Source organism: Sulfitobacter sp. AS92 (genome assembly GCF_038900015.1).
Lineage (GTDB): Bacteria > Pseudomonadota > Alphaproteobacteria > Rhodobacterales > Rhodobacteraceae > Sulfitobacter.
Map to the genome: position 1 here is coordinate 466,117 of NZ_JBBMQL010000002.1, position 11,920 is coordinate 478,036.

Genomic DNA, 11,920 nt, shown 5'->3' on the forward strand with positions numbered 1-11,920 from the left:
AGTTGAGTGACGATGAAGCGATTTCTTTTTGCCCCCGTGGCGATGTTTTTGACCCTGAGCCTGTTTTGGGCCGGGCTTGCACGGGCGCAATCGGCAGAGGATGTCGTTTGGGTACAGATCGAGGCGCAACCGTCTTTGGCAGAGGCCACAGACCGCGCGCGCGCCTATGAAACCCTTCTGGATGATGTGAACGGCTTTTCTTTGGGCGGCGGGTGGTACGGTATCGCCGTGGGGCCCTACAGCCGCGCGGATGCCGAACTGGTGCTGCGCAGCTATGTGCGTGATGGTCTGGTACCCCGGGATAGCTTCATTCAGCAATCAAGCCGCTTTCGCCAGCAGTTCTGGCCGGTTGGTGCCAATGTACTCGACACTGGCCAGATCGACGCGCCTGCAGGCGTGACCCCCGAAGGTGAAGCGGAAACCAGCACAGGGACCACCACGCCTGAGGTCACGACAACCCCGCTTGATCCGACTGCCCCAGCTGACGCGCAGGCCGAAGGCGAAACGCCTGTCGCTGAGACCGAAGCTGAGAATGAGGCCGAGATCGAAACCGTCGCCGCTCCTGAACCACCAAAACCGGATGAGACCCCGGCAGAGGCGCGCCGCTCCGAGCAATCCCTCTCGAGTGAAGAGCGCAAAGGCCTCCAGATCGCCCTGCAATGGGCTGGCTTTTACGACGCGGCAATTGACGGTGCCTTTGGCCGTGGCACCCGCGCCTCCATGGGGGCATGGCAGGCCGCGAACAGCTATGACCAGACCGGCGTGCTGACCACCCGCCAGCGCGCGGCGCTGATCGCACAGTATAACGCCGTGTTGGACGGTTTGGGCCTGCAAATGGTGCGCGACGACAAAGCTGGCATTGAGATCATGATGCCCACAGCCGAGGTTGAGTTTGCCCGCTATGAGCCGCCCTTTGCGCATTATGACGCCAGCGGCAACGTCGGCGCACGGGTGCTGTTGATCAGCCAACCCGGCAACCGGGATACGCTCTATGGTCTTTATGACATCATGCAAACGCTTGAGATCGTGCCGCTTGAGGGGCCCCGTGAGCGCGAGCGCGACTCGTTCGAGTTGATCGGCGAGAACGGCAGCATCATCAGCCAGACGCAGGTGTCGCTGGAAGACGGTCAGATCAAAGGCTTCACCCTGATTTGGCCCGCCGGAGACGAAGACCGCCGCCGCCGCGTATTGGCCGAAATGTCCAAAAGCCTGACCCGTCTACCAGGCGTGCTGGATGCCGCCGCGGGTACCAGCGATACGCAGGCGATTGATCTGGTCGCTGGCCTGCAAATCCGCCAGCCTAAAATTGCCCGCAGCGGCTTTTTCATCGACGACAATGGATCGGTCGTGACGACAAGCGAAGTGGTTGCCTCCTGCTCTCGCGTGACGCTGGACGCCGATACCGATGCCACGGTTGTCGCCACGGACGACGCGCGCGGCCTTGCACTGTTGAAACCCGCAAGCCGTCTGGCCCCACTGGCCGTGGCCGAGTTCAGCAACCGCGCGCCGCGCCTGCAATCGGAAGTTTCGGTCGCGGGGTATTCCTATGAGGGTGTGCTGAGTGCTGCAACACTGACCTTCGGCGCCCTTTCAGACCTGAAAGGGCTGAACGGTGATGAGAACCTTAAGCGGCTGGCGGTCAAAACACAGCCCGGCGATGCCGGTGGGCCGGTTTTTGACGAGAATGGCCATGTCGTTGGCATGTTGCTACCCCGCGCGGAAGGGGACCGCAAACTGCCCGAAGACGTGAGCTTTGCCCTCGACGGAAGTGTCATCCTTAAGGCCGCGCAGGAGGCAGGGCTGGGCAGCAATATGGCTCAGGGCACCACCGGCCCCATCGCACCGCGCGACCTGACGCTTCGGGCGCAGGGCATGACAGTGTTGGTCAGCTGCTGGGAATAACGAAGCGCGGGGCGGCCTTCGCCCCTTTGATCGATTACGCAAAGGGCGGCGCCAAAGGTGCCGCCCTTTCGCGTTTTAAGCGCGCCAGAATTTCGAGGTAAACATTACATAGACCGCCATCAGTTCCAGCCGTCCGATTAACATCGCGATGATTAGGATCCATTTCGCCGTGTCGTTCAGGCTGCCAAAGTTCCCCGCCGGTCCGATGATCGGCCCCAAACCCGGCCCGATATTGGCCAGCGCCGCCGCAGCACCCGAAATGGATGTGACGAAATCCAGCCCAGTGAGGCTGAGCGCGACAGAGATCAGCCCCAGTGATACCACGAAGAACATGAAGAACGACATCACCGAGCTCAGCACGTCGCCCCCCACCGGGCGGCCATCATAGCGCGGGGTAAAGATGCCATGCGGTGACCGGATCCGCCGCAGCTGTGCGCGGATGGAGGCAAAGAGCAATTGGTAGCGGAAGATCTTGATCGAACAGGTGGTCGAGCCCGCACAGCCACCGATCAGCCCGATGAAGAAAAACAGTGCTACTGCGAAGGCACCCCATTGCATGTAGTCCGCCGAAGCATAGCCGGTGCCCGAAATGATCGATGTGATGTTGAACAGTGCTTCGCGCAGCATCCGCTCGCTTTCATAGGTAAAACCGCTGCGCAGAACGAGGAAAACGACCCCCACCAGAAATGCTACGGTCAACAGAAAGCCCCGCACCTGCGGATCACGGTGCAGCGCTACTGGGTTGCCGTTGATCAATTGCACGTAGCGTACGAACGGCAGCGCCGCGAGGATCATGAAAACCACAGCAACATATTCGGCCGGGCCAGAGAAGGTGCTGAAAGACGCATCGTAGTTCGAAAACCCGCCTGTTGAGACAGTGGTCAGCGCATGAACCGTCGCGTCAAAGGTGCTCATGCCAAGGGCGAGATAGCTCAGCATACAGGCCAGCGTTAGCCATAGGTAAATCACAGAAATCTGGGTGGCGATCTGCCCCGCACGCGGCAGAATTTTTCCAAAAGTGTCAAAGGATTCGGATTTAAAGATCTGCATCCCCCCAACCCGCAATTCAGGCAGAAACACCATGGCGACAACGATGATACCAATGCCGCCCAACCACTGCAGGATCCCTCGCCAAATAAGCAGGCCTTTGGGCAGTTCCTCAAGCCCCGACAATACGGTGGAACCGGTGGTGGTCAGCCCCGACATGGCCTCAAATACGGCGTCGGTGACGCTCGCCTCTGTCGCGCCCAGAATGAACGGCAACGCGCCAAACAGCGGCAGCATCAGCCAAACGCCGGTGGTCAACATGAATGTCTGTTGGATGGTAAGCCCTTCGCGGACCCCATTGGCGCTGGCGAGGGCGATCATACCGCCACCCAACGTCGTGATCAGTGCGCTTTCGACGAAAACCCACCATTGGCCCCGGCCCTCGGCCAGATCGACCAAGATCGGGATGATCATGGCAAGGCCAAGCACGGCCACCAAAAGGCCCACGACATATCCGACAGGTCGTATATCCAACATGGGCGCAGCGTTGGCTTGGCCGCTCGTCGCTGTCAAGCCGAGACGGGACCGGGGCGCGATTTGGCCCCGATCCGTGTCGTCTTAGATGTAGTAGAGGTCTTTGAAAACGTGGTGAACGATGTCGTCACGCTTGATGCCGAGTGCGGCCAGATCTTCGTCGCTTTTGGCTTGCAGGATTTGGACCTGTTCAAACCGACGGTGAGCAGTGGAGCTCACCTGGAGGCCGTGGGCGATCCCCACGAAAAAGCGGCGCAAACCGGCACCGGCGCGCCGTAGCCCATCAAGGGGTGAAACGGAGTGGGCGGGATGAGCGGTGCTCTGGTAGGTCATTTGATTGCCTTTGCAATTTTCAGTATTTCGATGACCATTAGATAGGCAATGCTGCGTCGCAGCAGAACCGACGTTTATGCATAGCGGCTGGGCGTTGCTTGCAGGGCTAAAATACGGGAAATATACAATAAAGAAACTACGACGGGCATGTCACAACGGACACGCATGTCGCTGCGGGTGCAAAGAACCGGCAGGTGAATGGACCGTAAGGCGAGTTTCAACCGACGTGGAAGAGCGTATTAAAGAGCTTAGGATCAATGCTCTGCGCCGCAAATGTACCGCCTTGGGTCAGCACACTAATCGCATCATGGCTGTGCAGGCTTTCTTGATGGCTGGCGACAATGCGAAAATCGCCCACGCGCCCGTCGGCCAAAAGCTGTTCACAAAACAGCCGCGCTGCATCCTCGACAAAGATCGGATTGGCGGCGTTAAGTTCGGCAAAGGCCTGTTCATCCTCGCGCTTGACCATCACCTGTGTCTCGGTCGGCACAGCGCGGCGGCAAATTTCGATGAGGTCTTCGAACCACAGGCAATCGCCTTCGTCCCGCGTCTCAACCGAGATGCGTGCGACGGAACGTTGCGAATGCGGCGTCGCCAGCTGCCCGCGTGTCTCGCGCGCATGTTCGCTCAGTTCCAGCGAACAGGGGCAGGTGCTGGAATAGACGTAATCGAGATGGACGATCTTTTTGCGCTCTCCGTCCTGCTCAACCAGTTCCAGTGCGATGTCGTAATACTGATAGCCCGTCAGCCCGGACCGCAGGCTGGCGATCTTCATCGGAAAGGAGAAGCGCATCTGGATCCGCGCATCAAGGCTTTCCAGATCGGTCTTATAATCGTCCAGCGCCGCTTCGATCACCTCAAAGCTAAAGGTCGCCTCTGCATGGCGGTAAAAGCTGCGCATGATGCGGGACATGTTAATGCCCTTCTTCTCGGCATCGAGCGAGACTGATCCAGTGACCGAGGTCTCCAGCCGCATATCCCCGCCCTCGCGGCTGCGGTAGCGGATCGGCAGGCGGAAGTTCGAGATGCCGACATGCTGGATCAGCTGCTGCGCGCCCCGGATCAGGCTGGAGGGGCCGTTTTGCAAATCAGGCAGGCTGGCGCGGTAATTGTCGCCGGCGGTGAAATCTTCGGGGTAGGCCCGGCTGAGCGCCGGATACTCGGCAGAGGTCAACATCTGCGACATCGCTGGATCAAGCGCAGCAATCTCTGCAGGAGTTGCCGTATCGGCCCAAGCGCGCAGCGTGGCGAGCGCGGCCTCTGCCGCATCCCGATCCGGTGTTTCGGACATTTCAGTCACGATATTCATTGCGCGGCCCTCCGGTCTTTCGTCCCTAATGTATGGTGCGCGGGGCAAAAATGCCACCGCGCCTGCGACACATCAGGTTAGGCTTGCGTCGCCGCATCCAAGGCCTGCAACAGATCAGCCTTAAGATCTCCGGTATATTCCAGCCCCACGCTAACGCGGACCAGCCCCGGTGTGATGCCCAAAAGGTCCTTGGTTTCCTGTGGCAAACGCTGGTGCGTCGTGGTGGCCGGGTGCGTCACGATGGTTTTCGCATCGCCAAGGTTGTTGGAAATCACCCCCACCTGCAGCGCATTCAGGAACGCGAAAGCCGCCGCTTTGCCGCCCTTCAGGTCGATCGACAGCACGGTGCCGCCTGCCCCCATCTGCCGCATCACCAGCGCGTTCTGCGGATGCGCGGCCAAGCCGGGATAAAGCACCCGCGCCAATGCTGCGTGGCCTTCGAGCGCCTCTGCCAACTCCTGTGCGCTGGCCGCTTGCGCCCGCACCCGCAGGTCAATGGTCTCGAGCCCCTTGAGCATAATCCACGCGGTAAAGGGGCTCATCGAGCCGCCGGTGTGCTTCATATAGGGCTCAAGCGTGCCGCGGATAAAATCGCGGCTGCCCAGCACCACACCGCCAAGCGCGCGCCCCTGCCCGTCGATATGTTTGGTCGCCGAATAGATCACCACATCCGCCCCCTGCGAGATCGCGCGGGAAAAGACCGGCGTGGCGAAGACGTTATCGACCACCACCAGCGCGCCCTTGGCATGAGCGAGTTTGGCGACGGCTTCGATGTCGATCACTTCAAGCGTCGGGTTGGCGACGGATTCAAAGAACACGGCGCGGGTGTCCTCGCGGATCGCCGCCTCCCATGCGCCCAGATCGCTGCCATCGACGAAGGTGACCTCAACGCCATAGCGGCCAAGGATTTCCTCAAGCACATAGATACAGGAACCGAACAGCGCACGCGCCGACACCACATGATCGCCCGCCTTCAGCATCGAGATCAGCGCACCCGAAACCGCCGCCATGCCGCTGGCGGTGGCGAATGCGTCTTCGGCCCCTTCCAACGTGGCGATGCGGTCTTCGAACATCGCCACCGTGGGGTTGCCATAGCGGGCATAGATGAACTCATCTGGTCCGATCTCTTCGAAACGCGCTTCCGCCTGTTCGGCGCTGTCATAGACGAAACCTTGGGTGAGGTAGATCGCCTCGCTCACCTCGCCATACTGGCTGCGGCGGGTGCCTGCGTGGATCGCTTGGGTGCGTGGGTGACGGTCATTGCTCATGTATCTCATCCTTCCGACCCGACCTTGCGGGCATAAAAAAACCCCAGACGCGGCCAAGCGAAAGGGGGTCTTTCATCCTGACCTTTTAGCGGCATGTTTAACGTGGCCCACAATCCGGTAACAAATCGCCACGCGAGTGGAAGTACGCCGAGCAGCGCCACAGGTCAATCACTTCGCGCAGGCGAGGTTAAGATTGGCAGGGTCAGCTTTGATCTTTCTTCTCGCCGTAGGCTTCGAACAGCTTGCCCTGCGCCATGAAGAAAACGAAAATCGCAGCCGTCAGACCGAATGTCTTGAAATAGACCCATGTGTCCGTCGAGAAGAACCGCCAGATCAGCTCATTCGCCAGCGCTAGCCCGAAGAAGAAGAACATCAGCCGTTTGGTCAGCAGCATCCAGCCCTCATCGCGCAGCGGCATCATCTCTTCCATGACGTATTTCAGGTAGGATTGCCCCCGCAGCAGGCCGATGGCCAGCAGACCGCCAAAGAGCACATAGATCAGCGTCGGCTTCATTTTGAAGAAGCGGTCGTCGTTCAGCCAAACCGACAGCCCGCCGAAGATCACCACCAGCACCACGGTGGCGACCTGCATCCGGCTGAGCTTGCCCGTCAGCGCCCAAAGCGCCCCGGTCGACAGCACCAAAAGCGGCACGAACATCGCCGTGACGACGATGAACCCGTCATATTCGGTCCCGCCAAAGGTGTAGGTATTATCCTTCAACCACAAATAGGCGACGAGGAAGGCCAGCACCGGCCCGTATTCCAGCGCCGCACGCAGCATTGGGTTGATCTCTTTTGGTTCTGACATGCCTATTCCTTTAGCCGCCCATTTCAACAATCACCGCCCCAGCCGCGATCAGCGCCATCAGCGCAATGCGGCGCGGGCCGACGGTTTCTTTCAGCACTAGCACCCCGATCAGCGCGGCAAAGACGGTCGATGTCTCGCGCAGCACCGCCGCCTCGCCCACCTTATCTAGCCGCGTGGCCAGCATGACCGATCCAAAGCTCGCGAATGCAATGAACCCGCCAAAGACACCGCGCAACATCAGCGGGGCCACCTCGGGTGGGTTCTCCATTCTATGCCAGCGCCGCCATGCAATCACCGGCATCACCAGCCCGTCGATCATGAAAAACCACGCGAGGAAGGTGAAAGGATCAGCCGTGGCGCGAATGCCATATGCGTCATATGTGGTGTAAAGCGCCACGAACAAGCCCGTGAGCACGGCAAGACCCAAAGCCGCGTGCAGCGTATCGCGCGCGGCAACAAGATTGCGCAGATTATAGACCGCCAGCCCGAAGATACCGCTGAGCAGCACAGCCACGCCGAGCCATTGCACCGCGTTGAACCGCTCGTCAAAGATCAAATAGGCCCCTACCACTGCAAAGAGCGGCCCCGTGCCGCGCACCACAGGGTAAACCACCGTATAAGCGCCCTTGGTATAGGCCCAAGCCTGCAACAGCTTGTAGATCACATGGATCACGAAGGCGCCGAGAAAGATCAGCCACATATGTGGCTCGGGCCACGGCACGACGAAGAGCGCAAAGGGCGCAGCCATCACGCAGTAGGACACATCAATCGCCCCGCGCGTCAGCCACGGATCATGCCGCCCCTTTTGCAGCGCTCCAAAGACCGCATGGAGAAAGGCCGCCGAAAGCGCCAGCCAAAGCGCCGCAGTATGGCCCGCGGGCGTGCCTTCGATCGACAACAGCCATTCGGTCATTGCGGAACCACCGGCGCAGCGAGCGGTTTAGCCTTGAAAGCCCTCTCAACAATCGGAAATTCTATGTTCGAAAGCCTGCTCGCCGATCTGACCAACAGCTTTTCCAAAGTGCCCGTAACCGTCGCGGCGGCGCGGTTGTTGATGGCGGCGTTCTTGGCCGGTGTTGTGGGCTTCGAGCGCGAGCGGCGCGACAAGCCTGCGGGGCTGCGCACCCATATCTTGGTGGCCATCGCAGCCTGTCTGTTTATCATCATCGGGCAGGAGTTGGGCAGTCTGGAATTCGGCAAGGGCGACCAGATGCGTTTTGACCCACTGCGCTTGATCGAGGCGGTCACGGCGGGCGTCGCCTTCCTCGCCGCGGGGATCATTTTTACCTCGAACGGCGAGGTGCGCAACATCACCACCGGCGCGTCCATGTGGTTGGCCGGGGCCATTGGTCTTGCCTGCGGTGCGGGGCAGATTTTGCTCGCTTGCCTCACGGCGGGGATCGTGGTGCTCGTGCTCGTGGTCCTGCGCCAGATCGAGAAAATGCTCGGGACCCACGAGTAAGCAGGGCCAAACAGCACGACGGCCGAGGTATTGTCAGGCATCAATTCCGACCAGTGCAGCGGCAAATTCGTCCGGGTCGAAAGGCGACAGATCGTCGATCTGCTCTCCCACACCCACCGCATGGATCGGCAAGCCAAAGCGGTCAGCCAGCGCCACCAGAACGCCGCCCTTAGCGGTACCATCGAGCTTGGTCATAACCAGACCGCTAACATCCGAAATCTCTTGAAAAACCTTCACCTGATTAAGCGCGTTCTGCCCGGTCGTCGCGTCCAGCACCAAAAGCGTGTTGTGCGGCGCGGTCTCATCCTTTTTACGGATCACCCGGACGATTTTGGCCAATTCCTCCATCAAATCGCCCCGGTTTTGCAATCGGCCTGCGGTGTCGATCAGCAGCAAATCTGCGCCGTCTTCCTGCGCGCGGCCCATCGCATCAAACGCAAGGCTCGCCGGATCACTGCCATGCGCGGCGGTCAATACCGGCACGCCCGCGCGATCCCCCCAAACCTGCAATTGCTCCACCGCAGCAGCGCGGAAGGTGTCGCCAGCGGCGATTACGACCTTCTTGCCCGCCGCGCGGAATTGTGACGCCAGTTTGCCGATGGTTGTCGTCTTGCCAGAGCCGTTCACGCCGACCACCAGCACCACCTGCGGGGTCTTGGAATAGATCGGCAAAGGCCGTGCGACCGGCTCCATGATGCGGCTGACTTCGCTAGCAAGGAGTTGCTTGATCTCGGCCACCGACAGTTTCTTGCCAAAGCGCCCTTCGGCCATGTTCGCGGTGACGCGCAGCGCGGTATCAACGCCCATATCAGCGCTGATCAGCAGCTCTTCGAGCTGTTCCAACATGTCATCGTCCAGCGTGCGACGCACCACCGGCTGAGCGGCGCTGCGGCCCATGAGGCGCCCCAGAAGGCCCGGCTTCGCGGGGGCAGCATCGGCGGAGGCCTCGTCCAGCGCGGGTGCTACCGGGGTCATCGCTTGGCGCAGATCGATGGGGGGAACTTCGCTCGGCGCCGGAGTTGGTCCGGGATCGACAGCGGGGGGCACTTGCACGGGTTCGGGCGTGGGCCCCGGGTCCGACACGGGCTGCGGTTCTGGCTCGACTGGGGGCTCGGGCTGCGGTTCGGGGTCGGGGATGGTCACCGGATCCGGCGTCGGCTCGGGCGTGGGGACTGGCTCGGGCGTTGGGACTGGGTCAAGCTCCGGGGCGGGCTCGGGCTCTTCAGCGTCGTCCCGCTCGGCGGCCAGCATCGGGCCGCTGTCATCCTGCCCGTCGGGCATCACATCTGACGCCACACCGGGCTGGTCCATCACCGCGTCTACGGGGGCCGCCTCGGCCTCCGCTTCGCCGCCATCGCTGACAATCGCCTCCAGCCCCTCGTCGATCTTGGACGAGGATTTGAACAAGCGGTCCTTGAGCTTCGTGAAGAAGGCCATTGGCGTCTCCCATGCAGTTTTGTCATGATCTATAGGCTTGCCCGCGCAGATGGAAGGGCGCCCGGGCAGATCAAGCGTGCTGGCAGGGGTCGAGGTCAGATTTCGTCTGGGAAATGCTTCATCACAAGCCGGATCGGGTTCGGCGCCGCCTGCCCCAGCCCGCAGATTGAGGCATCAACCATCGCGGTCGAAAGCTCCTCCATCAGCCCTCGATCCCAGCGATCTTCCTGCATCAGCTTGACCGCCTTTTCGCAACCCACCCGGCACGGCGTGCACTGCCCACAGCTTTCATCTTCAAAGAACCGCAACATGTTGAGCGCGGCCGCACGGGCGCTGTCGTGCTCTGACAGCACCACCACCGCCGCCGAGCCGATGAACGAGCCATGCGGTTGCAGCGTGTCAAAATCGAGCGGCACGTCATCCATCGACGCGGGCAGCAGGCCCGAGGACGGACCACCCGGTTGGTACGCCTTCAGCACATGCCCCTCGGCCATGCCCCCCGCCGCCGCGATGATATCGGTGATGGTGGAGCCTGCGGGCAGCAGGTACATCCCTGGCTCCGCCACACGGCCCGAGACTGAGTAGCTGCGCAGTCCCTTGCGGCCATTCTTTTCGGTCGCGTTCAACACCTGCGGCCCTTCGCGGCAGATGCGGGCGATCCAGTGCAGGGTCTCTATGTTATGCACCAATGTCGGACGGCCAAAGACCCCCACCTGCGCCACATAAGGCGGGCGGTGACGCGGCAGGCCGCGCTTGCCTTCGATGCTCTCGATCATGGCGCTTTCTTCACCGCAGATATAGGCGCCCGCGCCGCGACGTAGATCGACATAACCGGGGGCGATCACGCCCGCATTCTCCAGCGCCGCAATCTCGCGCCGCAGAATTTCCAGCACCGCGGGGTATTCGTCACGCATGTAGAGGAAGACTTTTTCGGCTTCCACGGCCCATGCGGCAATTAACATTCCCTCAAGGAAAAAGTGAGGGCTGCGCTCAAGATACCAGCGGTCCTTAAAGGTGCCCGGCTCGCCTTCGTCACCGTTCACCGCCAGATACCGCGGCCCCGGATTGGCGCGCACAAAGCCCCACTTCTTGCCCGAGGGGAAGCCCGCCCCGCCAAGCCCGCGTAGCCCGGCCTCTAACAGTTGTTCTTGCACCGCTTCCCAATCACCGCCCGCGCGCAGGTTCAACAGCGCCTCGTAACCACCTGTATTCGTGTAGCTTTGATAAGGCTCATAGTCTGGCAGCTGGGCATGCGTGTCTTGTGCTGCAATCGCCGTCTGCACCTTTTCGGGCGTCGCGTGGTCGATATGGTTGTGCCCCAGTTCCAGCACTGGCGCGGTATCGCAGCGCCCCATGCAAGGCGCGCGCAGCACGCGGACCTGCGTAGGATCCAACCCCTCTTCCAATGCCGACTTCAGCGCCTGCGCCCCGGCAAGTTCACAAGACAGCGAATCGCAGACACGGATGGTCAGCGCGGGCGGTGGGGTCTCGCCCTCTTTCACCACGTCGAAATGCGCGTAGAAACTGGCAACCTCATAGACCTCGGCCATCGACAGACGCATTTCTTCGGCCAAGGCGCGCAGATGCGCGGCAGAGAGGTGTCCATAGCGGTCTTGGATCAGATGCAAGAACTCGATCAGCAGATCGCGGTGGCGCGGGCGCTCGCCCAGAAGTGCGCGAACCTCCTCCCACGGCGCGTCCTGCAACTGCCGCCCCTTAGGATGATGCCGCCCCTTCCCCTTGCCGGATTTCCAGACGCCCTTTTGCGGTCCATCCGCCGCAGCCTTGTCGTGATCATCCAGCGCCATGTCGTTCCTCCACCTTGCTTTCCGCCTTGGTAACAAATTCATAGGCAGCCCGGCGACCGAAAAGCGACAATC

The 11,920-nt window shown here is 61.1% G+C and carries 10 protein-coding genes and 1 riboswitch; of the genes, 2 read left to right on the forward strand and 8 right to left on the reverse strand.

All coding sequences use genetic code 11. The annotated features are described in order from the left end of the window. The first annotated feature begins 12 nt into the window (after positions 1-12). Positions 13-1,902, forward strand: coding sequence for a serine protease (locus tag WNY61_RS05405; RefSeq protein ID WP_342850428.1), 1,890 nt, complete (start codon positions 13-15; stop codon positions 1,900-1,902). Between the two features lie 75 nt (positions 1,903-1,977). Here the strand turns inward: WNY61_RS05405 and WNY61_RS05410 are convergent, their stop codons facing one another. The 6 genes from WNY61_RS05410 to WNY61_RS05435 form a co-directional block, all read right to left on the reverse strand. After that, positions 1,978-3,426 carry a TrkH family potassium uptake protein gene (locus WNY61_RS05410; protein ID WP_342850429.1) on the reverse strand — a complete coding sequence of 483 codons (1,449 nt, stop codon included), beginning with the start codon at positions 3,424-3,426 and terminating at the stop codon, positions 1,978-1,980. A gap of 81 nt (positions 3,427-3,507) precedes the next feature. Next, positions 3,508-3,756: a hypothetical protein gene (locus WNY61_RS05415; RefSeq protein WP_342850430.1), complete on the reverse strand. Its 249-nt coding sequence runs from the start codon at positions 3,754-3,756 to the stop codon at positions 3,508-3,510. Positions 3,757-3,973: 217 nt separating this feature from the next. Then, positions 3,974-5,065 (reverse strand): GTP cyclohydrolase FolE2, encoded by a 1,092-nt coding sequence (folE2, locus tag WNY61_RS05420; protein WP_342850431.1) that lies wholly within the window; start codon positions 5,063-5,065, stop codon positions 3,974-3,976. Positions 5,066-5,142: 77 nt separating this feature from the next. Beyond that, positions 5,143-6,333 carry an O-succinylhomoserine sulfhydrylase gene (gene metZ, locus WNY61_RS05425; protein ID WP_342850432.1) on the reverse strand — a complete coding sequence of 397 codons (1,191 nt, stop codon included), beginning with the start codon at positions 6,331-6,333 and terminating at the stop codon, positions 5,143-5,145. Between the two features lie 65 nt (positions 6,334-6,398). Then, positions 6,399-6,475, reverse strand: a riboswitch (SAM riboswitch). Between the two features lie 60 nt (positions 6,476-6,535). Further along, positions 6,536-7,141, reverse strand: coding sequence for an inner membrane-spanning protein YciB (locus WNY61_RS05430; RefSeq protein WP_342850433.1), 606 nt, complete (start codon positions 7,139-7,141; stop codon positions 6,536-6,538). Between the two features lie 10 nt (positions 7,142-7,151). Continuing rightward, a complete protein-coding gene (locus WNY61_RS05435) occupies positions 7,152-8,054 on the reverse strand; it encodes a DMT family transporter (protein WP_342850435.1) in 903 nt (300 codons plus the stop codon). A gap of 63 nt (positions 8,055-8,117) precedes the next feature. Between WNY61_RS05435 and WNY61_RS05440 the strand changes: the two genes are divergently transcribed. Further along, entirely contained in the window at positions 8,118-8,603 is a 486-nt protein-coding gene (locus WNY61_RS05440; RefSeq protein WP_342850436.1) for an MgtC/SapB family protein, read from the forward strand. A gap of 33 nt (positions 8,604-8,636) precedes the next feature. Here WNY61_RS05440 and ftsY read toward each other — a convergent pair whose 3' ends face one another. Next, a complete protein-coding gene (gene ftsY, locus WNY61_RS05445) occupies positions 8,637-10,040 on the reverse strand; it encodes a signal recognition particle-docking protein FtsY (RefSeq protein WP_342850438.1) in 1,404 nt (467 codons plus the stop codon). A gap of 95 nt (positions 10,041-10,135) precedes the next feature. Next, positions 10,136-11,848 carry an NAD(P)H-dependent oxidoreductase subunit E gene (locus WNY61_RS05450; RefSeq protein WP_342850439.1) on the reverse strand — a complete coding sequence of 571 codons (1,713 nt, stop codon included), beginning with the start codon at positions 11,846-11,848 and terminating at the stop codon, positions 10,136-10,138. Between the last annotated feature and the right edge of the window lie 72 nt (positions 11,849-11,920).

What these genes read in the sequence shown, in the direction of transcription:
- WNY61_RS05405 (WP_342850428.1), top strand. Translation starts at nt 13, where the DNA reads ATGAAGCGATTTCTTTTTGCCCCCGTGGCGATGTTTTTGACCCTGAGC.
- WNY61_RS05410 (WP_342850429.1), bottom strand. Translation starts at nt 3,426, where the DNA reads ATGTTGGATATACGACCTGTCGGATATGTCGTGGGCCTTTTGGTGGCC.
- WNY61_RS05415 (WP_342850430.1), bottom strand. Translation starts at nt 3,756, where the DNA reads ATGACCTACCAGAGCACCGCTCATCCCGCCCACTCCGTTTCACCCCTT.
- folE2 (WP_342850431.1), bottom strand. Translation starts at nt 5,065, where the DNA reads ATGAATATCGTGACTGAAATGTCCGAAACACCGGATCGGGATGCGGCA.
- metZ (WP_342850432.1), bottom strand. Translation starts at nt 6,333, where the DNA reads ATGAGCAATGACCGTCACCCACGCACCCAAGCGATCCACGCAGGCACC.
- WNY61_RS05430 (WP_342850433.1), bottom strand. Translation starts at nt 7,141, where the DNA reads ATGTCAGAACCAAAAGAGATCAACCCAATGCTGCGTGCGGCGCTGGAA.
- WNY61_RS05435 (WP_342850435.1), bottom strand. Translation starts at nt 8,054, where the DNA reads ATGACCGAATGGCTGTTGTCGATCGAAGGCACGCCCGCGGGCCATACT.
- WNY61_RS05440 (WP_342850436.1), top strand. Translation starts at nt 8,118, where the DNA reads ATGTTCGAAAGCCTGCTCGCCGATCTGACCAACAGCTTTTCCAAAGTG.
- ftsY (WP_342850438.1), bottom strand. Translation starts at nt 10,040, where the DNA reads ATGGCCTTCTTCACGAAGCTCAAGGACCGCTTGTTCAAATCCTCGTCC.
- WNY61_RS05450 (WP_342850439.1), bottom strand. Translation starts at nt 11,848, where the DNA reads ATGGCGCTGGATGATCACGACAAGGCTGCGGCGGATGGACCGCAAAAG.